This is a genomic window from Streptomyces katrae (assembly GCF_002028425.1).
Taxonomy (GTDB): Bacteria; Actinomycetota; Actinomycetes; order Streptomycetales; family Streptomycetaceae; genus Streptomyces; species Streptomyces katrae_A.
The window spans coordinates 1,973,016-1,997,034 of the sequence record NZ_CP020042.1 but is presented as its reverse complement, the minus strand read 5'-3'; the positions used below and the strand labels follow the sequence as shown (position 1 = coordinate 1,997,034).

Below are 24,019 nucleotides of genomic sequence, written 5' to 3'. Positions count from 1 at the left end.
GGTACCCATGGCAACGCTTGAAATCCACGACCTGCACGTCACCGTCGAGGCCGAGAACGGCGCCCGCGAGATCCTCAAGGGCGTCGACCTGACGGTCAAGCAGGGTGAGACGCACGCCATCATGGGCCCCAACGGCTCCGGCAAGTCCACTCTGGCGTACTCCCTCGCCGGTCACCCGAAGTACACCATCACCGGTGGCACCGTGACCCTCGACGGCGAGGACGTCCTGGAGATGTCCGTCGACGAGCGCGCCCGCGCCGGCGTCTTCCTCGCCATGCAGTACCCGGTCGAGGTCCCCGGCGTCTCGGTCTCCAACTTCCTGCGCACCTCCGCCACCGCCATCCGCGGCGAGGCCCCCAAGCTGCGCACCTGGGTGAAGGAGGTCAAGTCCGCCATGGAGCAGCTCCAGATGGACCCGGCCTTCGCCGAGCGCAACGTCAACGAGGGCTTCTCCGGCGGTGAGAAGAAGCGCCACGAGATCCTTCAGCTGGAGCTCCTCAAGCCGAAGATCGCGATCCTCGACGAGACCGACTCCGGCCTCGACGTCGACGCCCTGCGCATCGTCTCCGAGGGCGTCAACCGCGTCCGCGAGACCGGTGAGGTCGGCACCCTGCTGATCACCCACTACACGCGCATCCTGCGCTACATCAAGCCCGACTTCGTGCACGTGTTCGCGAACGGCCGCATCGCCGAGTCCGGCGGCGCCGAGCTCGCCGACCAGCTGGAGAACGAGGGCTACGACAAGTACGTGAAGGGTGGCGCGACCGCGTGACACAGCTGCCTGGCCTCCTCGACATCGAGGCGATCCGCAAGGACTTCCCCCTGCTGGATCGTGTGGTCCACGACGGGAAGAAGATCGTTTACCTGGACAACGCGGCGACTTCGCAGAAGCCGCGCCAGGTGCTCGACGCGCTGAACGAGTACTACGAGCAGCACAACGCCAACGTCCACCGCGGCGTGCACGTGCTCGCCGAGGAGGCCACGGCGCTGTACGAGGGCGCCCGCGACAAGGTCGCCGCCTTCATCAACGCGCCGAGCCGCGACGAGGTGATCTTCACCAAGAACGCCTCGGAGTCGCTCAACCTGGTCGCGAACATGCTCGGCTGGGCCGACGAGCCCTACCGGGTCGACCGCGACACCGAGATCGCCATCACGGAGATGGAGCACCACTCCAACATCGTGCCGTGGCAGCTGCTCGCGCAGCGCACGGGCGCGAAGCTGAAGTGGTTCGGCCTCACCGACGACGGCCGCCTCGACCTGTCCAACATCGAAGAGGTCATCACGGAGAAGACGAAGATCGTCTCCTTCACGCTGGTCTCGAACATCCTGGGCACGGTCAACCCGGTCGACGCGATCGTCCGGCGGGCGCAGGAGGTCGGCGCGCTGGTGCTGATCGACGCCTCGCAGGCCGCTCCCCACATGCCGCTGGACGTGCAGGCGCTGGGTGCCGACTTCGTGGCCTTCACCGGCCACAAGATGTGCGGCCCGACCGGCATCGGCGTCCTGTGGGGCCGCCAGGAGCTCCTGGAGGACCTGCCCCCGTTCCTCGGCGGCGGCGAGATGATCGAGACCGTCTCGATGCACTCCTCCACGTACGCCCCGGCTCCCCACAAGTTCGAGGCGGGCACGCCCCCGATCGCCCAGGCCGTCGGCCTCGGCGCGGCCGTGGACTACCTGACCGCGATCGGCATGGACAAGATCGCGGCGCACGAGCACGCGATCACCGAGTACGCCGTCAAGCGCCTCCAGGAGGTGCCCGACCTGCGGATCATCGGCCCCACCACGGCCGAGGACCGCGGCGCCGCGATCTCCTTCGTACTCGGCGACATCCACCCGCACGACGTGGGCCAGGTCCTCGACGAGCAGGGCATCGCGGTCCGCGTGGGACACCACTGCGCGCGCCCGGTCTGCCTGCGCTACGGAATTCCGGCGACCACGCGGGCGTCTTTCTACCTGTACTCCTCTCCCGCCGATGTCGACGCGCTGATCGACGGGCTGGAGCACGTACGGAACTTCTTCGGCTGACGAAGGCGATGAGGACGAGGACGCTGTGAAGCTGGATTCGATGTACCAGGAACTGATCCTGGACCACTACAAGCACCCGCACGGGCGTGGCCTGCGCGACGGTGACGCCGAGGTGCACCACGTCAACCCGACGTGCGGCGACGAGATCACCCTGCGCGTGAAGTACGACGGGGAGACGCTCACCGACGTCTCCTACGAGGGCCAGGGCTGCTCCATCAGCCAGGCCAGCGCGTCCGTGCTGAACGAGCTGCTGGTCGGCAAGCAGCTGGCCGAGGCGCAGAAGATCCAGGGCGTGTTCCTGGAGCTGATGCAGTCCAAGGGCAAGATCGAGCCGGACGAGGAGATGGAGGAGGTGCTGGAGGACGCGGTCGCGTTCGCCGGCGTCTCCAAGTATCCGGCGCGCGTGAAGTGTGCTCTGCTGAGCTGGATGGCGTGGAAGGACGCGACCGCCCAGGTACTGGGCGACGCGGAGAGGAAGACGGCATGACCGAGAACGCGACGCCCGAGGCGTCGATCAAGCCGGCCACCGAGGAGGAGGTCCGCGAGGCCCTCTACGACGTGGTCGACCCCGAGCTGGGCATCGACGTCGTCAACCTGGGCCTGATCTACGGCATCCACATCGACGACGCGAACATCGCCACGCTCGACATGACCCTGACCTCGGCGGCCTGCCCGCTGACGGACGTCATCGAGGACCAGGCGAAGTCGGCGACGGAGGGCATCGTCAACGAACTGCGCATCAACTGGGTCTGGATGCCCCCGTGGGGCCCGGACAAGATCACGGACGACGGCCGTGAGCAGCTGCGCGCGCTCGGCTTCAACGTCTGACCCGCGCGGTCACAGGAGGGCCCCCGGCACGGTCGTGCCGGGGGCCCTCCCTGTTCTTCCGGCGGACGGACGGTGTGCACCGGAAGTTGGCCGGCGTGGCCGAATCTTCTCGACGGTCGTCACGGTGTGACGCCGCCGTGAGGGAGAGGATCGCCACCTTGAAGAAGCAGCTCGGTATCGCGAGTACCGCGGGAATCGCCGCACTGATCGTCGCCGCCACGGTCGTGCCCGCGCACGCGGTCACCTACGGGACCCCGACCATCTCGCTGTCCGCCGGCTACCTGTCGGGGTCGGTCAACGGGGCCGGCGACCAGACCGTCGACGTCACCGTCGGCCAGAGCGGCGCCGACGCCTCCGCCCTGACGGTCAGCGCCTCCGCCTCCAGCAAGGCCTCCGTCGCCGGCACCGGAGACGTCACGGTCACCGGCACCGGGGCGGTGCGCCGGCTGGCCGTGTCCGCCCACGGCCGCGGCTACACCAACCTGACGATCAAGGTCACCGGGCTCGGCGGCAAGACCGCCACCAAGACCCTCTCCTACGCCGCCTCCGCCGCCGTCCAGAACCCGGCCGACGCCCGCTACTTCAGCGGCGCGTCGGACTCCTCGGCCGCCGTGGACGTCGGCGGCGGCTTCACCGTGGTCGCCGACGACGAGAGCAACGTGCTGCGCCTGTACGACCGTTCCCGCTCCGACGCCCCCGTGCGGACCTGGGACTTCAGCTCGCAGCTCGGCGTCACCAAGGAGGTGGACATCGAGGGCGCCACCCGGATCGGCGACACCGTCTACTGGACCGGATCGCTCGGCAACAACAAGGACGGCGAGTACAAGGCCCCCCGCAACACCGTGTTCACCACCACCGTCAGCGGCTCCGGCCCGGCCACGCAGCTCGCGTACGGGCGCTCGTACAAGCACCTGCGCGAGGACCTCGTCGCCTGGGACCAGGCGCACGGCGACCACTACGGTTTCGCGGCGGGCACGGCGGCGGGCCAGGCGCCCAAGCAGATCGACGGGTTCAACGTGGAGGGCCTGGAGTTCGCCCCCGGCTCGACCACCACCGCCTACGTGGGCTTCCGCGCCCCGCTCGCCCCCGCGGTGCCCGGCGGCAAGGCGCTCCTGGTCCCCGTCACCAACTTCGACAAGGTCCTCGCCAACGGGTCCGCGGCCGTCTTCGGCTCCGCCGTCGAACTGGACCTCGGCGGCCTGTCCGTCCGCGACATCCGCAAGAACGCGCAGGACCAGTACCTGATCCTGGCCGGGTCCTGGGCCGCCGACGACAACTCCGACCCGTACGCCCTCTACCAGTGGGACGGGATCGCCGGCCACGCCCCGGTCAAGCGGGCCGACCTGCCGACCACCGACCCGGGCGGCTGGGAGGCCATCGTCGAGGTCCCGGACCTGTCGGTGCCCGGCGCGCGCGTCCAGCTGATCACGGACAACGGCTCCGCCGACCTCTACGGGGACGGCATCGAGGCCAAGGACCTCACGCACCCGGAGTGGAAGAAGTCCCGCGCCGCCTGGTTCACGCTGAACTGACCCGCGCTCAGGCCGGCCCGGCCGGCCGCGGATCCGTCGCCAGGGCCTCCGCGAGGTGCTCGCGGCGGATCCGCCGGTCCACGTAGAGCAGTCCGGCCGGCAGCTGCGGGAACGCCGGCAGCAGCACCAGCGCCGACAGGGCCCCCGGCAGCCCGAGCCACAGCAGCAGCCCGTACGCCGCAGCACCCGTGAACACCACCGCCGGGGCCGTCACGGCCAGGGTCCGCCACCACGCGCCGCGCACCAGGTGCGCCGAGCGCCGCAGCGCCGCCACCGGCCCGAGCCCCTCGTACCCGGCGGCGGTCGGGGCCAGGGCGGCCAGCACCCCGAGCCACAGCGCGACGGGGAGCAGGGGGAGCACCGCCAGGGGCGGCACCCCCAGCGCGAGCAGCGCCGCGAGGGGTCCCGCCGCGGCCAGCAGGGCCAGCAGCTGGGCGCCGAGCACCGCCGGGGTGCGGGGCAGCGCGGCGCGCAGCAGCCCCGGCGCGGTCACGGGGCGGCCGAGCACCGCCGGGCGCAGCAGGGCCGCGATCAGGGCGGTGGCCAGCGCGCAGGTGAAGAGCAGGAACAGGCCCGCCGCCGGGAACAGGGTCCACACGAAGATCCGGCTGCCCGACTCGGGGCTGAGCGAGGCCAGCGTGGCCGCGCCGGCCGCCGCGGTGACCAGCAGCCCGGCCATCAGCTGCCCCAGCAGCAGCGCGCCGCACAGCGTGCCGCCGTAGCGGCGCAGGGCGGCGAGGGCGCCGCCGAGGATGTCCGAGGTCCCCAGCGGGCGCAGGGGCACGACCCCCGGCCCCGGGCGGTGGGGAGGCAGCCAGCCGCCGCCCCGGTGGGTCCCCTGCTGCATCGCCATGAGCGGCCCCCTGTCCCCTGAGTGGGGACACCGTAGCTCCGATGCGGGCCGGTGTCCCGGGGGCTGCGTGTGTACATGTGTACGCATCGATGCGTACAGTCGTACGCATGCCGTACGTACTGCTTGCCCTGGCCATAGCTTCCGAGGTCGCCGGAACCACCGCGATGAAGTACAGCGAGGGCTTCACCAGGCTGTGGCCCTCGCTGGGCACCCTGCTGGGCTACGCCATCGCCTTCACCCTGCTCGCCCAGACCCTCAAGTCGATGTCGGTGGGCACGGCGTACGCGATCTGGGCCGGGGTCGGCACCGCCGCCATCGCCGCGATCGGCATGGTGTTCCTGGGCGAGGCCGCCACCGCCGCGAAGATCGGCGGGATCGCGCTGGTCATCGGCGGGGTGGTCCTGCTCAACCTGGGCGGGGCGACCCACTGATGGCCGCCCCGGTGCGCCGGTACGACCCCGGGCGCAGGCAACGGATCATCGACGCCGCGATCCGGGTGGTCGGGGCCAAGGGGATCGCCGGGCTGAGCCACCGCAGCGTGGCGGCGGAGGCGGACGTACCGCTGGGCTCGACCACGTACCACTTCAAGACCCTGGACGATCTGCTGGTGGCGGCCCTGCGGCAGGCCAACGAGGCGTACGCGCCCGCGCTGGTGCTGCGCCCCGGCGAGGACCTGGCCGGGGCGCTGGCCCGCCTGCTGGGGGAGCTGCTGGGCGCCGACCGGGGCCGGGCGGAGCTGGAGTACGAGCTCTACCTGGAGGCCCTGCGCCGGCCCGCACTGCGGCCGGTCGCCGCCGAGTGGTGCGAGGCGGTGGCCGAGGCCCTGGCCGGCCACACCGACCCGGTCACGGCGCGGGCCCTGGTGGCGGTGATGGACGGCATCAGCCTCCAGGTCCTCCTGACGGGCGCGGCGTACGAGGAGCCGTACGCCCGCGGGATCCTGGCCCGGGTGCTGTCCGGCTGAACGCGGCGCCGCCGCCCGTAAATCCAGCCCCGCCGACGGCCCCCGACCCCGCTACCCCGCGGAGCGAACCGCCGCCAGCGCAGCGGACACGCTCGCCTCGATGTCCCGGACCGGATAGAACACCTCGCGCACCATCCGCTCCCGGTCCACCACCAGCGTCAGCCGCTTGATCCGGCTCACCCCCGCCGCGCGGAACGTCGGCAGCCGCAGGGCCGTGACCAGCCCCAGGTCCGCGTCCGACAGCAGCGGGAACCGCAGCCGCTCCTGCTCCGCGAACTCCCGCTGCTCGTCCGGCCGCTGAGTCGAGACCCCGTGCACGGTGGCGCCGGCGGCGGTGAACTCCGCGAGCTGGTCGCGGAAGGTGCACGACTCCAGCGTGCAGCCCCGCGCGCCCGGGATCCCGCCCCAGCCGGGCGGGTAGGACTCGGCGCGGGCGTACGCGCCGGGGAAGCAGTACAGGACGGTGAACGGAGTGTCCGCCACCGGGTCGCGGAGCTCCCCGCCGTGGTCCGGCAGCAGCAGCTCCGGCAGCCGGGTGCCGCGCAGCGCGTGGACCCGTGCCGCCTCCTTCGAGGACTCGTCGGTCGTGGCGGTCATCTCTCCCTCTCCCAGGACCCAGGTGTCACCCCAGTCCTGGAGGGCCACCAGGACCGGCAGCAGCCCCCGCCCGCGCGGGGTCAGCCGGTACTCGTGCCGCACCGGGCGCTCCTGGTACGGCTCGCGCGTCAGCACCCCGGCCTCGACCAGCAGCTTCAGCCGCTCGGCGAGCACCTTCCGGGACACCCCCAGCTCCCGCTGGAGCTCCTCGAAGCGGTACAGCCCGCGCGCGGTGTCGCGCACGATCAGCAGCGTCCACCAGTCGCCCACGACGTCGAGGGCCTGGGCGATGGAGCAGTCCGCGTCACCGAGGTGCGTGCGCTGGGCCATGGGAACTCCTTTGTCCGTTGACCCCAGGCTGTCATGCTGACATAGTCCGTTCCCAAAAGGAACTGACTGGTCGCGACAAGGGGGACACGGGTGTGCTGCAGGGGTTCAAGGACGTACCGAGGGTTGTGTGGCTGCTGGCTGCGGGGGTGTTCGTCAACGCCGTCGTCAGCTTCACCTTCGTCTTCGTCTTCCTCTACCTGACCGGCCCGCGCGGCCTCGGCGCCGCCCAGGCCGGCGTGGTCACCGGCATCGGCGGCATCGGCTTGGTGGCGGGGAACTTCACCGGCGGCTGGTACGGCGACCGCTTCGGCCACCGCCGGGTGCTGCTCGCCGCCTCCGCCCTCGGCGGGCTCGTCCTGATGGCCCTCCCGCTGCTGGCGACGCCGCTGCTGTACGCCGCCCTGCCGCTGGCCCAATACGCCTCCGGGGTGGTGCGGGCGGCCAACTCCGCGCTGGTGGCCGTCACCGTCCCCGAGGGGGCCCGCCGGCAGGCCTACGCCGTCGTGCGGTGCGTGTCCAACGGCGGCTTCACCCTCGGCCCGCCGCTGGGGGCCCTGGTCGCGGCCGGGCTCTCGTACGACTGGCTCTTCCTCGGCGACGGCCTCGGCACCCTGTTCTTCGCCCTCTGGACCGCCCGCGTCGTCCCGGCGCGCGGCGCCTCCCGCACCCCCGCCGCGGCCCCGGACGAGGCCCGCGGCCGCGGCGGGGTGTGGGCCGCACTGCGGGCGAGGCCCGCCGTCCTGGTGCTGCTCGGCGCGATCCTCGTCACGGACACCGTCTACCGGCAGCAGTACTTCACCTTCCCGGTCTTCCTCGCCGACCACGGCCTCGACGTACGCGCCTTCGGGCTGGTCATCGCCCTCAACGGGGCCGTGATCCTGCTGCTGGAACTGCCCGCCGCCGTCGCCCTGCGGGCCCGGCCGCCGCTCGCGGTCACCGGCACCGGGCTGGTCCTGGTCGGCGCCGGGTACGCGGCGCTGGTGGCCGGTGCGGGCGCGGTGACCGCTGCCGCCATGATGGTGCTGGTCAGCCTCGGCGAGATCCTCTACAAGACCACCGCCACCGCCTACGTCGCCGACCAGGCCCCCGCCCACGCCGTCGGGCGGTTCCAGAGCCTGTACGCCGGCGTCTCGGTCAGCGGGACCGTCCTCGCCCCGCCGGCCGGCGGCGCCCTGTACGCGGCGGCCCCCTGGCTGCTCTGGCCGCTGTGCGCGGCGCTCGCCGCCGGGGCGGGGGTGACCTTGATCCGGCTCTCGGCGCGCCAGGGACGGCCCTCCCCGGCGGCCGCCGGGGCGGACCCCCGGGGCGTGTCCGCAGCGCCGGCCACGACACGAACCTCGCCCGGCACATGAGACCGGTTCGCGGCCGCGGCCCGTCGCCGGTTAGGTTTCGGGCATGACTGCTACGCGTACCACCGGCGCCGTCGCCGCCGGACTTGCCACCCTCGCCGCCGACGGCACCGTCCTCGACACCTGGTTCCCCGCCCCCGAGCTCTCCGCCGAGCCCGGCCCGGCCGGCACCGAGCGCCTCACCGCCGAGCAGGCCGTGGAGCTCCTCGGCGCCGCCGCGGCCAAGGCCGTCCGCTCGGACGCGGTCCGCGGGGTCGAGGTCGTAGCCGTCCGCACCGTGATCGCCTCCCTCGAGGACAAGCCGCTCGACGCGCACGACGCGTACCTGCGCCTGCACCTGCTCAGCCACCGCCTGGTCAAGCCGCACGGCCAGAACCTGGACGGCGTCTTCGGCCTCCTGGCGAACGTGGCCTGGACCTCGCTGGGCCCGGTCCCCGTCGACCAGGTCGAGACCGTCCGGCTGAACGCGCGCGCCGAGGGCCTGCACCTCCAGGTCACCTCGATCGACAAGTTCCCCCGCATGACCGACTACGTCGCCCCCAAGGGCGTGCGCATCGCCGACGCCGACCGCGTCCGCCTCGGCGCGCACCTCGCCGAGGGCACCACCGTGATGCACGAGGGCTTCGTCAACTTCAACGCCGGCACCCTGGGCACCTCCATGGTCGAGGGCCGCATCTCGGCGGGCGTCGTCGTCGGCGACGGCTCCGACATCGGCGGCGGCGCGTCCACCATGGGCACCCTCTCTGGCGGCGGCAAGCAGATCATCTCGATCGGCGAGCGCACCCTGATCGGCGCCGAGGCGGGCATCGGCATCGCGCTGGGCAACGAGTGCGTGGTCGAGGCCGGCCTCTACGTCACCGCCGGCACCCGGGTGACCCTCCCGGACGGCCAGATCGTCAAGGCCCTGGAGCTCTCCGGCGCCGACAACATCCTCTTCCGCCGCAACTCGGTCACCGGCGCCGTCGAGGCCCGCCCGTACAAGGCGAACTGGGGCGGCCTCAACGAGGTCCTGCACAGCCACAACTGACCCCCGGGGGGCCCGCGGCCCCGCCGTCAGCGCCGAGTGCCCTCCCGGTCCGCCGGGAGGGCACTCGTGCGTCCGTCCGCCGTCAGGGCTGCAGGGTCCAGCGGCGTGAGGGGTGGCTGTCGCACGTGAACTGGACGAGCTCGCGGTTGTTGTCGCTCGCGGTGCCCCCGGCGACGGTGGCGCACTTGTCGGTCTGCTGGTTGACGATCTGGTAGGACGCTCCGTCCCAGTTGGCGAGGCGCCAGCGGCGCGAGGGGTCCGAGTCGCAGTCGAACTGGACCAGCTTCAGGTTGTTCTCGGTGGACGTCCCGCCCGCGACGGTCATGCACTTGGCCGTCTTCCGGTTGACGATCTGGTACGACTCGCCGTCCCAGTTGGTGATGAGCCAGCGGCGCGAGCGGTCCGCGTCGCAGGTGAACTGCACGAGCGGCACGTTGTTGTCGATCGAGGTCCCGCCCGCGACGGTGGCGCACTTGTCGGTCTGCCGGTTGACGATCTGGAAGATGCCTTGTATCGGCCCTGCCGGCGTGCCGGCCGCCGCCGGCCGCGCCATCGCGGGAGCGGGCAGCAGCATGAGTCCTCCGGCGGCGCAGACGGCGGAGGACGTCAGGAAACGGCGTGCCCGAGTGTTCTTGCGCATGGGATGCTCCCTCCAGCACGGGGGAGGAGATGGGAAAAGGGGGCGGGGGCGCATGAACGGCGGTCGGCTCCACGCTCGCTCCGGCGCCGCGGGGGCGGGCCGCCGGCGGGCTGCCCGTCACGGTGCGGCCTCCCCTCCCACTATCGGCGTAGCCGACCGGGGCCGCAACCGAGGGTCCGGCCCGGTGTTCAGCCCTGCGGGAAGGAACGCACCAGCCCGGCGAACGCCTGCTGCTCCGCCGGCGTCAGCTCCACCGATTCCATCGGGTGCGTGGCCGCCGTGCGCTGGGACGGGATGACCGGCAGGCCCTCGTAGGCGTCCGGCTCCGGGTGGTGGAAGCGGATGTCCCACAGCATGTGGCTCAGGCCGAGCACCCAGACGAGGGCGGCCACGAACAGGACGGCGAGGCCGATTTCCTGGGCGGGGGAGATGGAGGGGAACACACGGCCTCCAGGATGCGGGCGGTGCAACGTACAACAGGGACAAGATCGGGCGTGAGGGACACTCAACACCACAACCGGCCGATATGGGCAGCGGTGTGTCCAGCGTCACGCCAGGGCCGAAAGCCCCCAACCTCCCGGGCCCCCGGCCCCCCAACCTCCCGGGCCCCCGGCCCCCCAACCTCCCGGGCCTCCGGCCCCCCGGCCTCCCGGGCAGGGGTCCGCTCAGGGCTCCAGGCGCAGCTTGAAGCCCTCGTGGCTGCGGGCGTAGCCGAGCCGTTCGTAGAAGCGGTGCGCGTCCCCGCGCCTCTTGTTGCTGGTCAGCTGGACCAGGGCGCAGCCGCGTGCGCGGGCCCGCTCCGCGGCCAGCTGCATCAGCTCCGCGCCCAGGCCCCCGCCGCGCCGGTCGGCGCGGATGCGTACGGCCTCCACCAGTGCCCGCTCCCGGCCGCCCTGGCCCAGACCCGGGACGTACGTCAGCTGGAGGCAGCCGAGGACCGCCTCCCCGTCCGTCAGGACCAGCACCTCGTTGCGCGGGTCCGCTTCGATGGCGGCGAAGGCCCGCTCGTGCGCCTCGCCGACCGTGACCGAGGCCGGATCGGTGACCCGCCCCTCGTCGGCCAGCAGGGCGAGTACGGCGGGCAGGTCCTGGCGGGTGGCGGTACGGAAGATCATGGGCCGGAGTGTGGCAGAGGGGCCCGGCCGTGGCGGCGGCCGGGCCCCTCCTCGCGGGTGTTACGGGCGGAAGCGCAGCACCTGCGGGTCGTGGTCGCTGTTCTGGGCCGAGAACTCGGCGTTGATGTGCACACTGTCGTACGCGTAGTTCTTGACCGCCGGGCTGACCAGGATCTGGTCCAGCACCTGCGCGTTGCCCTGGTAGACGTAGGAGTAACGTTCCGCCTTCGGCAGCGACTTGATCGCCGAGAACAGGGCCCCGCCGTCCTCCAGCGCCTTCGCCGTGTTCGAGAACTCGAAGTCGTTGATGTCGCCGAGGGCGAGGACGTCCGCGTTCTTGTCGGTCGCGAGGATCTGCTTGACGAAGGTGTTCACCGCCTGCGCCTGGAGCAGCCGCTTGGCCTCGGACGAGCGCACCGGAGGCTGGTGCTGCGAGGTCAGGCCCTCGTCGCCGCCCTTGGAGCTGAAGTGGTTGGCGATCACGAAGACCGTGCGGCCGCGGAAGACGAACTCGCCGGCCAGCGGCTTGCGGCTGTCGGCCCACGCCGGGTTCGCCGGGTCGATCCGGCCGGGGGAGTGGGTCAGGGCGGCCTTGCCGTTCTCCTTCGTCACGCCGGTCGCGGTCAGCGCGTCGCCCGCCGCGCGGTCGGTGAAGGAGACCCGGGCGGGGTTGAAGAGGAACACCTGGCGGATGTTGCCGCCGGGCTCGCCGCCGTCCTTGTTGTTCTCCGGGCTGATGGACCGCCACTGGTAGGCCGGGCCGCCCGCCGCGACGATGGCCGCGGTGAACTTCTTGATGGTCTCCTCGGCCGAGACGGTCCCGTCGTTCTTGGCGCCGTTGTCGTCCTGGATCTCCTCCAGGGCCACGATGTCGGGCGAGGCCAGGTTCTGGACGACCGCCTTGGCCAGGTTGTCGAACTTCTCCTGCGGGTCGGACGGGTCGAGGTTCTCCACGTTGTACGTGGCCACCGCGAGCTCGCCCGGCTGCTGGGCCTTGGTCTTCTCGGGGGCGAGGGTGCCCGCCTTGACCGTGCCGAGCGTGCGGGCCACCAGGGTGTAGCCGCCGAACTGGTTGAAGTCCAGGGGGCCCTCGGTGGTGCCGGTCAGCCTGTCGCCGACGTTGGCCACCGGGAACGGCTGCTGCGCGAGCGGCGCGAGCTGCTGGACCTGGAGGCGGCCGGTGTTCTGGGACTCGTACGAGCCGTAGAGCGTGCCGCCGCGCTTGAGGGTGTTCTCCCAGCCCTTGACCGTCACCCACATCTCCGCGTGCGGGTCGGTGGCGCCGACCACGCGCGAGTTGCCGATGCGGACGTTCATGCCCTCCAGGGACTCGTAGTAGTCCAGGGCGTAGCGCGAGGGCTCCAGCGCCAGGCCGTTGATGCTGCCGGCGGCGGCCGGGTCGCCCGCCGGGGCGTACTCCGCCGGGACGGAGTACTCGTCGATGGCGGTGGCCTCGGGCAGCGCGTTGCCGGAGGAGAGCACGGTCACGGTGGGCTTGGCGATCTGGGTGACCGACTGGTTGCCGGAGGAGGCCCCGCCGGGGACGTACTCCCCGACCGTGCCCGAGACCTTGACGGCGTCGCCGACGGCCACGGTCGGGACGGAGCCGGTGAAGACGAAGACGCCCTCGCTGGTGGCGGGGTTGTCGTCGGCGTCGGGGTCCTGGATCCAGAAACCGCGCGAGCCGTAGGTGCGCACTCCCGTGACGATGCCCTGCACGTCGGCGACGGCCTTGCCGTTGAGCGGCGATATCCGGGTGGTGCCCTGGATGTCGTGGATGCGTACCGGATCGGCGGACACGGCGCCTTCGGCCGCGTCGGCCGTGCCCGCGAGCAGGCCGGAGGCCAGCGCGGCGGCGACGAGGGCGGCGACGGCGGCGGAACGAGGATGCGATGAGCGCATGTGAGGGAACTCCGGTGTGTGGAGGAAGAAGCGGGGGGTGGGATTTGACGGTCCCTTAACGTCTACGCGCGTCAATGTCCTGTGTGACCAGCAAAGTTGTCAAGGTCTCCAGGAAATACGACAGCTGACTGTGGGATGAACTGACGGTTCCGCTCCGCCGGGGGAGCTGCGGATGCGTCTACGCTGGGTCGCCGCACCCGGTCTGACGGTCCCTCCGTGACCGCCTCCGGCCACTGCGGTTGCATTCCGCTCCGTTCCGCTCGTCCGTTCCGCTCGTCCGTTCCGTTCCGTTCCACTCCGTCCAATTCGCTCCGTCCTGATTCGCCCCGCCCGTCCCGCGCGCGCCCGTCCGAGGAGAACCACCCCATGTCCGCAGAGCCGCACTCCACGCTGCCGCCGGTACGGCTGCACTCCGATGCGGAGCTGGCCCGCGACGCCCTCGTCGCCCCGCTGTTCGCCCGAGCCGTACGCCTGGCCCGCTGGGCCGGACCCGGCACCCGCGTCGACGTGGGCGGCGAACTCGTCGCCGACCAGCTGCCGGCGGCCGCCGAGGTGCTCGGCCTCGATCCCGCCGACGAGGACTCCCCGGCCCACGCGAGCCAGGCCTGGCGGGTGGCCGTGGACACCGGCCTGGTCGACGTGACGGAGCCGGAGGAGGACGGCGGGGACGGCGCGGACGGCGCCGAACCCGAGTACGGCACGGCCGCCCCCGGCGAGGACCTCCCGCTGCTGGCCACAGGCGCACCCGCCGACGTGCTCGACCTGTGGCTGGCGGCCCTGGACACGGTCCTCGCGGACGCCGCCGTGCCCGACCTGGACGACCTGGTCGACGCCATGGACGCGGGCGGCGACATCGACTTCGACCGGCTCGACTGGAACCCGCAGCGCGAGGCGGACTTCCTCGACGGGGTGCTCGCCAGCCTCTACCTGCTCAGCGTCTCCGAGGGCGCCCCGGCTGACGGCCGGGTGCCGCTGCCCGTGCTCGCCGCCTCGATGATCATGTCGGACGACATGGGGGAGCCGTCCGACGCCGTCCTGGAGCAGGTCTCGGACGCGATGATGCGTCTGGACGACCAGTTCCGGCAGCTGGAGCCGATCGGGCTGGTCGACTACCAGCCCGTCGACGAGGCCCTGATGGCGGAGGCCGACGACCTCGCCGACGACCTCGCCGACGCCGGCGGCCCGAGCAGGGCGGAGGAGGAAGAGGACATCACCCGCTACGGGATGGTCCGCCTGACCCCGCTCGGGCTGTACGGGATCCGCGCCCGCATGCTGGAGGCCGGGGTCGAGGCTCCCGCCATCGGGGAGCTGGCGGGCAAGGGGGCCGACGCGCTGCTCGACGCCGTGTCCTACTACCCCGAGGACGCCGCGCAGGCCGAGATCGAACAGTGGCTGGCCGGGCGGGACCTGCCCGAGGCCGCCGCCGAACTGCTGGCCGCTGCCCGCGGCGACGACGAGGCCGCGCCGCTGCGCCGGCTGCGCTGCCAGCAGGCCCTCATCCCCGCCGGGCCGGAGGCCGAACCGGCGGTGCGGGCCGTGCTGGACGACGCGCAGCTGGGCGGGCTGGCCCGGGTCTGGCTGGCGGAGCACGGGGCGGCGGACGTGCCGGCCCCGGACCAGGAGATGGTGTTCTGGCTGACGGTGGACACCATCGCGGCGCAGCTCGCCGCCGACGGGGAGACCGAGGAGCTGCCCCTGCTGATGCGGAGCCTGACGGAGCACCACGCCGGCTTCTTCGACCAGGTGTGGCGGGTCGAGCACCCCGCGACGGCCGACGTGCTGGAGGCCGTGGGGCGGCTGCATCCGGACAAGAAGGCCGCGAAGGAGGCCCGGAAGGCCGCGTTCAAGGCCCGGTCCCGCCGGTCCTGACCCGGGACGGGCCGGGTGCAGGCCCGGGGGAGGCCGGGCGGAGGAGAGACGAGCGCCGGGCGGCGGGCCTGGGCGGGGGCCGCAATAAGCCTTTCCTCTGGCCGGAGTTCGCCATTCCGGCCGGCGGCAAGGGGCCGGTCCGCGTTCGCGGGTAGTTCAGCCGCCGTTCACGTGCGGCCGGGAGCGTGTGCGCCGACGACCGTACGTCAGGCGCACCACCTCCCCACCCCAGGAGACCCGATGCCCCTCAGCCGCAGAGACTTCACCGCCCGCACCGCCCTCGCCGGTGCGGGCGTCGCCCTCACCGGAACGGTGGCCGCCCTCGCCACCGCCCCCGGGGCACTGGCCGCAGACGACCCGGGTCCCGGCGCGGCCGACGCGGCGCAGGGGCACGGCCGCCCCGGCGCTCCCGGCTACGGCCCGCTCCTGCCGGACCCGGCCGGACTGCTCGCGCTGCCCGCCGGGTTCGGCTACCGCGTCATCACCCGCAGCGGTGTCACCACCCTCGAATCGGGTGAGAGCACCCCCTCCAACCACGACGGCACCGCCGCCTTCGAGGGGGCCCGCGGCGTCACCCTCCTCGTCAACAACCACGAGCTGAAGGGGCCGCGGGCGGCCTGGGCCCACCCCGTCCCGCTGACCGAAGGGCTCGTCTACGACCCGGCCGCGTCCGGCGGCTGCACGGTCGTCGAGGTCCGCCGCGGCGGCGAGGTCGCCGAATGGGTGGGCATCGCCGGCACCTCGACCAACTGCGCGGGCGGGGCCACCCCGTGGGGCACCTGGCTGACCTGCGAGGAGACCGAGGACCTGGCCGGCAAGAACGGCATGACCAAGGACCACGGCTACGTCTTCGAGGTGGACCCCCACGACCGCCGGGCCAACCGCGACCCGCGGCCCGTCAAGGCCTTCGGGCGGTACGCGCACGAGGCCGTCGTCATCGACCCGCGCCAGGGCCACGCCTACCTGACCGAGGACGCCTCCGGCCCCAACGGGCTGCTCTACCGCTGGACCCCGCCGCAGGGCTTCCGGCACGGGCGCGGGCGGCTGCGCACGCTCGCCGACGGTGCCGGGGTACTGACGGCCGCCAAGTGCTTCGACAAGGCGGGGCAGTTCGTGGACGACCTCTCGCGCGCCACCAAGACCGGGACCGTGTACGGGGTCGACTGGGTGGAGGTCACCGACCGCGACGCGCGGAGCCTGTCGGTGCGCAAGCAGTTCGCGGCGGGCGCCGTCACGCGGGCGCGCAAGCTGGAGGGCATGTGGTGGGCCGACGGCGGCGCCTACTTCGTCTCCTCCTACGCGCGAGAGGAGAGCCCGGGTGCCGCGCACGACGGGCAGGTGTGGTTCTACGACCCCAAGCGGCGCACGATCCGCCTCGTCGTCCTCATCGGGGTGAACGCCGACCCCGGGGCCGAGGGCGGCTACGACGGCCCCGACAACATCACCGTCTCCCCGTACGGGGGCCTGGTCATCGCCGAGGACGGCAACGGGCTGCAGCACCTGCTCGGGGCCACCGAGTCGGGCCGCGTCTACCCGCTGGCGCGCAACGAGCTGAACATCGGCACGCCCGAGAAGCCCGAGTACTCGGAGTTCACCGGGGTCTGCTTCTCCCCGGACGGGCGCACCCTGTACGCCAACATCCAGGAGCCGGGCATCATGCTGGCGATCACCGGGCCGTGGCGGCGCTCCCCGCGCTGACCGGGCCGGCGCCCCCGCCGCGGGGGTTCTTCCCCGGGGGTTCTTTCCGTTGGCCCTACTGGGCCGTGGCCATCTCCGCGCGGGAGGCCGCGGCCCACTCCTCCAGGAGGAACTCGTACGCCTCCGAGGGCCACTCCCCGTCCGCCCAGGTCTCGACGAGGTGCCGTATCGCCTCGTTCGCCTCGGCGGCGGACGGGCGCGCGGGACCCGCGGGCTGGAGTGAAGTCTGCATGCCTCCAAGGCTACGGGCGGACACTGACAGCCACCTCCGGATTACGCGTGGCTTCGGTCACCCGGGCCGCGACGGCCCGGCTGACCGGCGGCTGCATATGCCCGCCCACCTGCTCAGAGTGACTCGGCGGCCGGCTTGACCATCCCGCGCACTGTGCGGGACTTCACAAAGTCGCCCATGGCGGTCATCTCCCATTCGCCGGAGAACTGCCGGATCAGCTTGGCCATCATGACGCCGGTCTGGGGTTCGGCGCCGGTCAGGTCGAAGCGCACGAGCTCCTCGTCGGTCGCCGCGTCGATGAGCCGGCAGTAGGCCTTGGCGACCTCGGTGAACTTCTGGCCGGAGAAGGAGTTGACCGTGAAGACCAGCCCGCTGATCTCGGCGGGCAGCCGGCCGAGGTCCACGACGATCACCTCGTCGTCCCCGGCGCCCTCACCCGTCAGGTTGTCGCCCGAGTGCTTGACCGAGCCGCCCAGGATGGACAGCTTGCCGAAGTAGCAGGCGTCGACGAAGTTGCGCTGCGGGCCGTAGGCGATGACGGACGCGTCGAGGTCGATGTCGCGGCCGCCGAACGCGGGCTCCCAGCCGAGGCCCATCTTGACCTGCGAGAGCAGCGGGCGGCCGCCCTTGACGAGGGAGACGGTCTGGTTCTTCTGGAGACTGACCCGGCCCTTGTCCAGGTTGATCTTCCCCGAGGCCGGGGCGGGGGCCGGGGGCGCGGAGGGGGCCGGCGGGGGCGCCGAGGGCATGGGCGGGGCGGCGACGGGGGCCGGAGCCGGCGGCGCGACCGCTGCGGGGGCGGCCGGCTCCTCGTCGACGGAGACCCCGAAGTCGGTGGCGATGCCCGCCAGCCCGTTGGCGTACCCCTGGCCGACCGCGCGCACCTTCCACACTCCGCCGCGCTGGTACACCTCCACGACCACCAGGGCGGTCTCCGCCCCGAGCCGGGGCGGGGTGAAGGTGGCGATCACCGCGCCGCCGGCCGCGTCCCGCACGGTGGCGGTGGGCTCGATGCCCTGGAAGCTCTGCCCCGCGGCGTCCGGGCTGGCCGTGACCACGATCCGCTCGATACCGGGCGGCAGCGCACCCGTGTCCACGGTGATCGAGTCCGGCGCCGCGCCGCCGCCGGACCGGTAGCTGACGCCGGGCCCGGTGGGCTGGTTGTAGAAGATGAAGTCGGCGTCGGAACGCACCTTGCCGTCCGCCGCGAGCAGCAGGCCCGACACGTCGAGCCGTACCGGAGCAGCCACGTCCACCGTCACGCGGGTGGTGTTGAGCGGCAGGTTGGAACCAGGGGTCATAGCGGTCATGCCGGGAGAACGACCGGCGGCGCTTTGCCGTTCCCTTACCCTCGGCGGGATTTCAGGCGCCGGTGACCCGGCGCGGCAGGCCCAGCGGGTTGCCCTCGCGCAGCTCCGGCGGGAGCAGCGGGTCCGGCACCGACTGGTACGCCACCGGGCGCAGCCAGCGCTCGATCGCCGTGCCGCCGACGGAGGTGGAGTGCGAGGTGGCCGCCGGGTAGGGCCCGCCGTGGTGCTGGGCCGGGGCCACCGCGACGCCGGTGGGCCAGCCGTTCACCACGATCCGCCCCGCCAGCCCCGTGGCCTGCGCGATCAGCGCGGCGGCCGGGCCCGGGGCGCCTTCGGTCTCGGCCCGTGACAGCTGGAGGGTGGCGCTCAGGTTGCCGCCGAGCCGGCCCAGCACGGCGGCGGCCTCGTCCGCTCCGGAGTAGCGGACGACGACGGTCACCGGGCCGAAGCACTCCTCCAGGAGCAGGTCGTACGGGCCGCCCTCCAGCAGGCGCGCCGCCGCGACCTCCAGATACCCCGCGCCGACGGTGTGCTCCCCGCCGGACCCGGGGGTGACGGGGGCGGTGACCCCGGGGAGGGCGCCGCGTTCGCGGACCCCGGCGATGAAGCCGTCCCGCATCCGGTGGTCGAGCAGCACCCCCGGACCGGTCTGCCCGAGCTGCTTGGCGAGCGCGCCGGTGAGCAGGTCTCCGTCCGCGCCCTCGGGAACCAGGACCAGGCCGGGCTTCACGCAGAACTGGCCGACGCCCAGGGTCACGGAGGCGGCGAGTCCGGAACCGATCTCCTCGGCGCGCTCGGCCGCGGCCGCCGGGGTGACCACGACCGGGTTCAGGGAGCCGAGCTCGCCGTGGAAGGGGATGGGCACCGGACGGGCGGCGGCCGCGTCGAACAGGGCCCGCCCGCCCCGGATGGAACCGGTGAACCCGGCGGCGGAGACCAGCGGGTGGCGGATCAGCTCCAGACCGGCGTCGAACCCGTGGACCACCGTCACCACGTCCGCCGGCAGCCCGCTCGCCGAGGCCGCCCGGCGCAGCAGCTCCCCGCACAGTTCGGAGGTGGCCGGGTGGTCCGGGTGGGCCTTGACCACGACCGGGCAGCCGGCCGCCAGGGCGCTCGCGGTGTCCCCGCCGGGCACGGAGAAGGCGAGCGGGAAGTTGGAGGCGGCGTAGACGGCGACCACCCCCAGCGGCACCTTGTAGCGGCGCAGTTCGGGGCGCGGCGGGGTGAGGGAGGGATCGGCCCGGTCGATCCGGACGTCGAGGTAGGCGCCCTCCTCGACCACGTCGGCGAAGGCACGCAGCTGGCCGGTGGTGCGGGCGAGCTCGCCGGTGAGGCGGGCGCCGCCCAGCGCCGTCTCGGCGTCGGCGGCCTCCACGACCCGGGCGGCGGCCCCGTCGAGCAGGTCGGCGGCGGCCCGCAGGAAGGCGGCGCGGGTGCCCGCGTCCGCCAGGGCGCCGCGCGCGGCGTGGGCCGCGCGCACGGCCCGGTCCACGTCCGTGGCTGTGGCCTCCGCCGCAACCCGTCCGCGCTGCTTCCCGGTGCGGGGGTCCACACTCCAGACTGGATTCGCCGTCATGGCCCGCTCCTCCCCGGATCGTTCAGTATTCTGAACGCCGTTCCGGTGAATGAATGATCACTTCTGCTGCGGACTCTAGGTTCCGCGTCCACCGGGTGACAAGAGGCGATCGGGCCGACCAGAGGGGAAGCAGGCGCATGACGACAGCCGACACGGCCGAGGCGGGACCCCCCGCCGCGGCGCCGCCCGTGAAGTCCGCGGTGCGCACCGTCCTGCTGCTGGAGCACTTCGCGGCCCACCCGGGACTGCACAGCCTCGCCGACATCCAGAGCGACCTCTCCCTGCCCAAGTCCAGCCTCTACATGCTGCTGCGCACCCTGGTGAACCTGGGCTGGGTCGAGACGGACGCCACCGGCACCCGCTACGGCATCGGCGTCCGGGCCCTGCTCGTCGGCAGCTCGTACATCGACGGGGACGAGGTGGTCGCGGCCGCCCGGCCCAGCCTGGACCGGCTCTCCGACGACACCACCGAGACCATCCACCTGGCCCGCCTCGACGGGACCAGCGTCGTCTACCTCGCCACCCGGCCGTCGCGACACTACCTGCGCCCCTTCACCCGGGTCGGACGGCGGTTGCCCGTCCACTCCACCGCCCTCGGAAAGGCGCTGCTGGCCACGCACACCGACGAGGAGGTGCGCCGGATGCTCCCCAAGCGGCTCGAGGCCGTCACCGAGCACACCATCACCGACCGGGAACGGCTGGTGGAGGAGCTGGCGCTGGTGCGGGAGCAGGGCTACGCCGTGGACCGGGAGGAGAACACGCTCGGGCTGCGCTGCTTCGGGGTGGCCGTCCCGTACCGGACGCCGGCCAGGGACGCGGTGAGCTGCTCGGTGCCGGTGGCCCGGCTGACGGAGGACCACGAGCGGACGATCAAGGCGGCCCTGTTCGAGGCGCGGGACCGGCTGTCGGTGGTGACGCGGCGCATGTGAGGCGGTGGAGGCGGCAGTTCCTCCCCCGCGCGGGGGAGGCGGTTCACCTTCGTGGGGGAGGTGGCGCGGCGGCGCGCACGGGACCGTTGACCCATGAGCACGCGAGCCGTCCATGTGACGCATCCGATGAGCATGACGCGGCCGTCCGTACCCCGTCTGGGGACCGGACGGCGGATCCTGCGGGCCACGGCCCTGGCGGCCACCCTGCCGTACCTGACCCTCAAGGCCGCCTGGCTGGCCGGGAGCCGGGCGGGGATACCGGAGGGCAGCATCCTGCTGAAGGGCGGGACGGCCCTGACCGTGGCCAACGCGGTCACCGTCGCGATGGACGCCTGCGTGATCCTCCTCGTGCTGGTGCTCACCCGCCCGTGGGGGCTGCGCGTGCCCGGCCCGCTGCTGACCGTGCCGGTCTTCGCCGCCACCGGGCTGCTCACCCCGATCGTCCTGGGATACCCGGCCCAGCTCCTGGTCAAGGCTCTGGGCGCGGGCGCCGGCGAGGCGGCCGGGGCGGCCCGTGAACCCTTCCTCGACGCCTGGGTGTTCGCCGTCGTCTACAGCGGCTTCATCATCCAGGCGATCGCCCTGGCCGGACTGTTCGTCCCCTACGCGCGGGAGCGCTGGGGCCGGAGGCGGCAGGGGGTGCTCGGGCTGGGGGTCCCCCCGGCCGGAGGCTGGGGGAGGCTCCCGTCGCCCACGGGGGTGGCGGCGGGAGCCGCGGCACTGGCGGGCGCCGTGGCGGGAGCGGTGCAGCTGTACTGGGCCTTCGGCGGAACCGGGTGGCTGCCCGCCGAGCGGGCCGCGGCGTACTCGGCGGACGCGCGCGTGGTGTCCGGGGTACATGCGCTGTGTGCCTTCGCCGCCGCGGCCGGGGCGCTGATGCTGGCCCGGGGCGGGGCGCGTCCGGCGCGGTGGCCGCTGGCCCTGACCTGGATCGGCGGGTCGGCGGCGCTGAGCTGGGGGGCGTGGACCCTGATAGCCGTCCTGGGGGTCAACCTCGGTGAGGGCGAACCGTCCACCACCGGCTTCTTCCTGACCTACGCTGACCAGATGATCACCGGACTGCTGGCCGGGGTGGTGCTCGTCCGCCACCTCCGCGCCCGGGGGGAGGGCTGACCCGACGGCGCGGGCACGGCCGGCGGACGCCGAGCCGGCGGCGCGGTGAAACGGCGGCGGGAAACGGCGGCGGGGAAACGGAACGAGGGGGAGGGCCGTGAGCGGCGGTGTGCGCGGCTTCGGCGGGGGCCGGGCGGCCGGGGCGTTGTCCGCGGCGGTACGGCGCCGGCCCGGGCTGCTGCTGGGACGGCGGGCCCGGCTGCGGTGGGTACACCTGGTACTCGGCGGGGCCCTGCTCATGCCCTACTTCCTGCTCACCGATGTGGTGGTGGGCGCGGCGGCCGGCGGGGTCAACGCGCTGGCCTCCCTCCCGCTGACCCTGCTCTCCTACGCGGCCTCCCTGCCGCTGGTCGCCCTGACCGGGCTGTTCGGACTGGTCCGGCCGCTGTCGGCGACCGCCGCCCGGACCATGGCCGCGGTGCCGGGGGACCGGCTGGCGGACGGCCCGGCCCGTTCCTGGGCGGCCCGCCGGCGGGCCTCGGCCTGGTGGACCCTGCACCTGGGCATCGGGGCGGTGGTCAGCGGGATGAGCCTGGCGGTACCGCCCATGGGCGTGGTGCTGATCGTCATGCCGTTCTCCGGGGCCCTGCGCGCCTCGGCCTCGGGCACGGCCTGGTTCAGCGAGGAGGCGGAGCCCTACCTCTCCCCGCTCACCGGGGTCGTGCTGCTGGCCGCGCTCGCCGCCGTCTGCGCCGGTGCGGGGGCGCTGCTGGCCCGGCTCGCGCCCGTGCTCCTCGGGCCGACCGCGGAGGACCGGCTGGCCGCCGCCGAGGAACGGGCCGCCGACCTGGCGGTGCGCAACCGGCTGGCCCGCGAACTGCACGACGCCGTGGGGCACGCCCTCAGCGCCGTCACCCTCCAGGCGGGAGCGGCCCGGCGGGTGCTCGACAGCGACCCGGCGTTCGTCCGCGAGGCGCTGGCCGCGATCGAGGAGACCACCCGGCGCACCGTCGGCGAGCTGGACGCGGTCCTCGGCCTGCTCCGGGACGGGGACCCGGCCCGGGCCGACGCCATGCCCGCCCCGACCTTGGCCGGCGACCTCGACGGGCTGCTCGCCCGCACCCGGGCCGGCGGCACGGTCCTGACGGTCGAGCAGGACCCCGGCCCGGCGGGGGACTGGGCGCAGCTCCCGGCGATCGCCTCCCGCGAGGCGTACCGGATCGTCCAGGAAGGCCTGAGCAACGCCCTGCGCCACGGCGCGGGCCCCGTCAGCCTGCTGATCCGCGTCCACACGTCCGACGGCTCCCGCGAACTGGAGATCACCATGACCAACCCGCCCGCCCAGGCCCCGCCCGCTCACGACGGCGGAGGAGCGCGCAGCAGGGGAGGCCGCGGGCTGCGCGGCGCCGCCGAACGGGCCGCCCTGCTCGGCGGTCGCGTCGAGGCCGGACCCCTCGGGGAGGACTGGCGGCTGCGGGCGGTCCTGCCGCTCGGCACCCCCGCCCCGGGCTCGGGAGGAGGCCGATGAGCCGGCCGCCGCTGCGCGTGGTCATCGCCGACGACGAGCGGATGGTGCGCACCGCCCTGCGGGTCATCCTCGACGCCGAAGCCGGGCTGGAGGTGGTCGGCGAGGCCGCCACCGGCGCAGAGGCCGTCTCCCTGGTGCGCTCCCTGGCCCCCGACGTCGCCCTGATGGACGTGCGGATGCCCGAGATCGACGGCATCCGGGCCACGGAGCAGATCCTCGCCACCATGGCCGACCCGCCCAGGATCGTGGTCGTCACCACCTTCGAGAACGACGCCTACGTCTACGACGCGCTGCGCGCGGGCGCGTCCGGTTTCCTCCTCAAGCGCGCCGATCCCGAAGAGCTCATCGGCGCGGTCCGGCTGGTCGCCCGCGGGGACTCCCTGCTCTTCCCGGCGGCCGTCCGCACCCTGGCCGCCGCCCACACCTCCGCGGCCCCGCCCGCACCCCCGGCCTGGGCCGCCCGGCTCACGGACCGGGAGGCCGACGTCCTGCGCCTGATGGCCACCGGACTGTCCAACCACGAGATGAGCGGGCACCTGGGGGTGGGCCTGCAGACGGTCAAGACGCATGTGGCCGCCGTCCTCGCCAAGACCGGCTCCCGCGACCGTACCCAGGCGGTCATCGCCGCCTACGAGGGGGGCTTCCTGATGAAGAGAGCCTGA

At 73.4% G+C, this 24,019-nt stretch carries 24 protein-coding genes; 15 read left to right on the top strand and 9 right to left on the bottom strand.

What is annotated here, in order from left to right; all coding sequences use genetic code 11:
• Positions 1–7: 7 nt before the first annotated feature.
• The 5 genes from sufC to B4U46_RS09060 all read left to right on the top strand — a co-directional run bounded on the left by sufC (position 8) and on the right by B4U46_RS09060 (position 4,385).
• On the top strand, positions 8–772 hold the full coding sequence (gene sufC / locus B4U46_RS09080; RefSeq protein WP_079425676.1) for a Fe-S cluster assembly ATPase SufC: 765 nt from the start codon (positions 8–10) through the stop codon (positions 770–772).
• A complete protein-coding gene (locus B4U46_RS09075; protein WP_079425674.1) occupies positions 769–2,025 on the top strand; it encodes a cysteine desulfurase in 1,257 nt (418 codons plus the stop codon). The genes sufC and B4U46_RS09075 overlap by 4 nt, the downstream gene beginning before the upstream one ends.
• A gap of 25 nt (positions 2,026–2,050) precedes the next feature.
• Complete coding sequence (gene sufU, locus B4U46_RS09070; RefSeq protein WP_079425672.1) at positions 2,051–2,512, top strand: Fe-S cluster assembly sulfur transfer protein SufU; 462 nt, start codon at positions 2,051–2,053, stop codon at positions 2,510–2,512.
• Complete coding sequence (locus tag B4U46_RS09065; RefSeq protein WP_007263433.1) at positions 2,509–2,853, top strand: metal-sulfur cluster assembly factor; 345 nt, start codon at positions 2,509–2,511, stop codon at positions 2,851–2,853. Before sufU ends, B4U46_RS09065 begins: the two co-directional genes overlap by 4 nt.
• A 194-nt stretch (positions 2,854–3,047) precedes the next feature.
• Positions 3,048–4,385 carry a DUF3616 domain-containing protein gene (locus B4U46_RS09060; protein WP_237293298.1) on the top strand — a complete coding sequence of 446 codons (1,338 nt, stop codon included), beginning with the start codon at positions 3,048–3,050 and terminating at the stop codon, positions 4,383–4,385.
• A gap of 7 nt (positions 4,386–4,392) precedes the next feature.
• Here the strand turns inward: B4U46_RS09060 and B4U46_RS09055 are convergent, their stop codons facing one another.
• On the bottom strand, positions 4,393–5,238 hold the full coding sequence (locus B4U46_RS09055; protein WP_079425670.1) for a hypothetical protein: 846 nt from the start codon (positions 5,236–5,238) through the stop codon (positions 4,393–4,395).
• Between the two features lie 107 nt (positions 5,239–5,345).
• Between B4U46_RS09055 and B4U46_RS09050 the strand changes: the two genes are divergently transcribed.
• A complete protein-coding gene (locus B4U46_RS09050; RefSeq protein WP_079425669.1) occupies positions 5,346–5,669 on the top strand; it encodes a DMT family transporter in 324 nt (107 codons plus the stop codon).
• A complete protein-coding gene (locus B4U46_RS09045; protein WP_079425667.1) occupies positions 5,669–6,202 on the top strand; it encodes a TetR/AcrR family transcriptional regulator in 534 nt (177 codons plus the stop codon). Before B4U46_RS09050 ends, B4U46_RS09045 begins: the two co-directional genes overlap by 1 nt.
• 51 nt (positions 6,203–6,253) lie before the next feature.
• Here B4U46_RS09045 and B4U46_RS09040 read toward each other — a convergent pair whose 3' ends face one another.
• Entirely contained in the window at positions 6,254–7,129 is an 876-nt protein-coding gene (locus tag B4U46_RS09040) for a winged helix-turn-helix transcriptional regulator (RefSeq protein ID WP_079425665.1), read from the bottom strand.
• Positions 7,130–7,224: 95 nt separating this feature from the next.
• On the opposite strand from B4U46_RS09040, the gene B4U46_RS09035 reads away from it, so the two are divergent.
• Positions 7,225–8,481, top strand: a complete 1,257-nt coding sequence (locus tag B4U46_RS09035; RefSeq protein WP_398908698.1) for an MFS transporter — start codon at positions 7,225–7,227, stop codon at positions 8,479–8,481.
• A 43-nt stretch (positions 8,482–8,524) separates the two neighbouring features.
• Entirely contained in the window at positions 8,525–9,505 is a 981-nt protein-coding gene (dapD, locus tag B4U46_RS09030) for a 2,3,4,5-tetrahydropyridine-2,6-dicarboxylate N-succinyltransferase (RefSeq protein ID WP_079425661.1), read from the top strand.
• 82 nt (positions 9,506–9,587) lie between these two features.
• Here the strand turns inward: dapD and B4U46_RS09025 are convergent, their stop codons facing one another.
• The 4 genes from B4U46_RS09025 to B4U46_RS09010 all read right to left on the bottom strand — a co-directional run bounded on the left by B4U46_RS09025 (position 9,588) and on the right by B4U46_RS09010 (position 13,162).
• The gene (locus B4U46_RS09025; RefSeq protein ID WP_079425659.1) at positions 9,588–10,145 is read right to left on the bottom strand and encodes an RICIN domain-containing protein; all 558 of its coding nucleotides are present in this window, start codon (positions 10,143–10,145) and stop codon (positions 9,588–9,590) included.
• 188 nt (positions 10,146–10,333) lie between these two features.
• A complete protein-coding gene (locus B4U46_RS09020) occupies positions 10,334–10,588 on the bottom strand; it encodes a hypothetical protein (protein ID WP_079425657.1) in 255 nt (84 codons plus the stop codon).
• A 222-nt stretch (positions 10,589–10,810) separates the two neighbouring features.
• Positions 10,811–11,260: a GNAT family N-acetyltransferase gene (locus B4U46_RS09015; protein WP_079425655.1), complete on the bottom strand. Its 450-nt coding sequence runs from the start codon at positions 11,258–11,260 to the stop codon at positions 10,811–10,813.
• 60 nt (positions 11,261–11,320) lie between these two features.
• Complete coding sequence (locus B4U46_RS09010) at positions 11,321–13,162, bottom strand: endonuclease/exonuclease/phosphatase family protein (protein WP_079425654.1); 1,842 nt, start codon at positions 13,160–13,162, stop codon at positions 11,321–11,323.
• Between the two features lie 366 nt (positions 13,163–13,528).
• Here B4U46_RS09010 and B4U46_RS09005 point away from each other — a divergent pair, with 366 nt between their 5' ends.
• Both B4U46_RS09005 and B4U46_RS09000 read left to right on the top strand, forming a co-directional pair.
• The gene (locus B4U46_RS09005) at positions 13,529–15,031 is read left to right on the top strand and encodes a hypothetical protein (RefSeq protein ID WP_079425652.1); all 1,503 of its coding nucleotides are present in this window, start codon (positions 13,529–13,531) and stop codon (positions 15,029–15,031) included.
• A gap of 240 nt (positions 15,032–15,271) precedes the next feature.
• Positions 15,272–16,729, top strand: coding sequence for an alkaline phosphatase PhoX (locus B4U46_RS09000; RefSeq protein WP_079425650.1), 1,458 nt, complete (start codon positions 15,272–15,274; stop codon positions 16,727–16,729).
• A gap of 55 nt (positions 16,730–16,784) precedes the next feature.
• Here B4U46_RS09000 and B4U46_RS37995 read toward each other — a convergent pair whose 3' ends face one another.
• The 3 genes from B4U46_RS37995 to B4U46_RS08990 form a co-directional block, all read right to left on the bottom strand.
• On the bottom strand, positions 16,785–16,961 hold the full coding sequence (locus B4U46_RS37995; protein ID WP_167747575.1) for a hypothetical protein: 177 nt from the start codon (positions 16,959–16,961) through the stop codon (positions 16,785–16,787).
• Positions 16,962–17,074: 113 nt separating this feature from the next.
• Entirely contained in the window at positions 17,075–18,262 is a 1,188-nt protein-coding gene (locus B4U46_RS08995) for a TerD family protein (RefSeq protein WP_079425647.1), read from the bottom strand.
• A 61-nt stretch (positions 18,263–18,323) separates the two neighbouring features.
• Positions 18,324–19,847: an aldehyde dehydrogenase (NADP(+)) gene (locus B4U46_RS08990; protein ID WP_079425645.1), complete on the bottom strand. Its 1,524-nt coding sequence runs from the start codon at positions 19,845–19,847 to the stop codon at positions 18,324–18,326.
• 137 nt (positions 19,848–19,984) lie between these two features.
• Here B4U46_RS08990 and B4U46_RS08985 point away from each other — a divergent pair, with 137 nt between their 5' ends.
• The 4 genes from B4U46_RS08985 to B4U46_RS08970 all read left to right on the top strand — a co-directional run bounded on the left by B4U46_RS08985 (position 19,985) and on the right by B4U46_RS08970 (position 24,019).
• Positions 19,985–20,776, top strand: coding sequence for an IclR family transcriptional regulator (locus B4U46_RS08985; protein WP_079425644.1), 792 nt, complete (start codon positions 19,985–19,987; stop codon positions 20,774–20,776).
• A gap of 93 nt (positions 20,777–20,869) precedes the next feature.
• Positions 20,870–21,889, top strand: coding sequence for a hypothetical protein (locus B4U46_RS08980; protein ID WP_159402078.1), 1,020 nt, complete (start codon positions 20,870–20,872; stop codon positions 21,887–21,889).
• 145 nt (positions 21,890–22,034) lie between these two features.
• Positions 22,035–23,357, top strand: coding sequence for a sensor histidine kinase (locus tag B4U46_RS08975; RefSeq protein ID WP_237293297.1), 1,323 nt, complete (start codon positions 22,035–22,037; stop codon positions 23,355–23,357).
• Entirely contained in the window at positions 23,354–24,019 is a 666-nt protein-coding gene (locus tag B4U46_RS08970; RefSeq protein WP_079425639.1) for a response regulator transcription factor, read from the top strand. Before B4U46_RS08975 ends, B4U46_RS08970 begins: the two co-directional genes overlap by 4 nt.

What these genes read in the sequence shown, in the direction of transcription:
- B4U46_RS09050 (WP_079425669.1), top strand. Translation starts at nt 5,346, where the DNA reads ATGCCGTACGTACTGCTTGCCCTGGCCATAGCTTCCGAGGTCGCCGGA.
- B4U46_RS09045 (WP_079425667.1), top strand. Translation starts at nt 5,669, where the DNA reads ATGGCCGCCCCGGTGCGCCGGTACGACCCCGGGCGCAGGCAACGGATC.
- B4U46_RS09040 (WP_079425665.1), bottom strand. Translation starts at nt 7,129, where the DNA reads ATGGCCCAGCGCACGCACCTCGGTGACGCGGACTGCTCCATCGCCCAG.
- B4U46_RS37995 (WP_167747575.1), bottom strand. Translation starts at nt 16,961, where the DNA reads ATGCAGACTTCACTCCAGCCCGCGGGTCCCGCGCGCCCGTCCGCCGCC.
- B4U46_RS09015 (WP_079425655.1), bottom strand. Translation starts at nt 11,260, where the DNA reads ATGATCTTCCGTACCGCCACCCGCCAGGACCTGCCCGCCGTACTCGCC.
- B4U46_RS08980 (WP_159402078.1), top strand. Translation starts at nt 20,870, where the DNA reads ATGAGCACGCGAGCCGTCCATGTGACGCATCCGATGAGCATGACGCGG.
- sufC (WP_079425676.1), top strand. Translation starts at nt 8, where the DNA reads ATGGCAACGCTTGAAATCCACGACCTGCACGTCACCGTCGAGGCCGAG.
- B4U46_RS09055 (WP_079425670.1), bottom strand. Translation starts at nt 5,238, where the DNA reads ATGGCGATGCAGCAGGGGACCCACCGGGGCGGCGGCTGGCTGCCTCCC.
- B4U46_RS09005 (WP_079425652.1), top strand. Translation starts at nt 13,529, where the DNA reads ATGTCCGCAGAGCCGCACTCCACGCTGCCGCCGGTACGGCTGCACTCC.
- dapD (WP_079425661.1), top strand. Translation starts at nt 8,525, where the DNA reads ATGACTGCTACGCGTACCACCGGCGCCGTCGCCGCCGGACTTGCCACC.
- B4U46_RS08985 (WP_079425644.1), top strand. Translation starts at nt 19,985, where the DNA reads ATGACGACAGCCGACACGGCCGAGGCGGGACCCCCCGCCGCGGCGCCG.
- B4U46_RS09010 (WP_079425654.1), bottom strand. Translation starts at nt 13,162, where the DNA reads ATGCGCTCATCGCATCCTCGTTCCGCCGCCGTCGCCGCCCTCGTCGCC.
- B4U46_RS08970 (WP_079425639.1), top strand. Translation starts at nt 23,354, where the DNA reads ATGAGCCGGCCGCCGCTGCGCGTGGTCATCGCCGACGACGAGCGGATG.
- B4U46_RS09065 (WP_007263433.1), top strand. Translation starts at nt 2,509, where the DNA reads ATGACCGAGAACGCGACGCCCGAGGCGTCGATCAAGCCGGCCACCGAG.
- B4U46_RS09025 (WP_079425659.1), bottom strand. Translation starts at nt 10,145, where the DNA reads ATGCGCAAGAACACTCGGGCACGCCGTTTCCTGACGTCCTCCGCCGTC.
- B4U46_RS08995 (WP_079425647.1), bottom strand. Translation starts at nt 18,262, where the DNA reads ATGACCCCTGGTTCCAACCTGCCGCTCAACACCACCCGCGTGACGGTG.
- B4U46_RS08990 (WP_079425645.1), bottom strand. Translation starts at nt 19,847, where the DNA reads ATGACGGCGAATCCAGTCTGGAGTGTGGACCCCCGCACCGGGAAGCAG.
- B4U46_RS09000 (WP_079425650.1), top strand. Translation starts at nt 15,272, where the DNA reads ATGCCCCTCAGCCGCAGAGACTTCACCGCCCGCACCGCCCTCGCCGGT.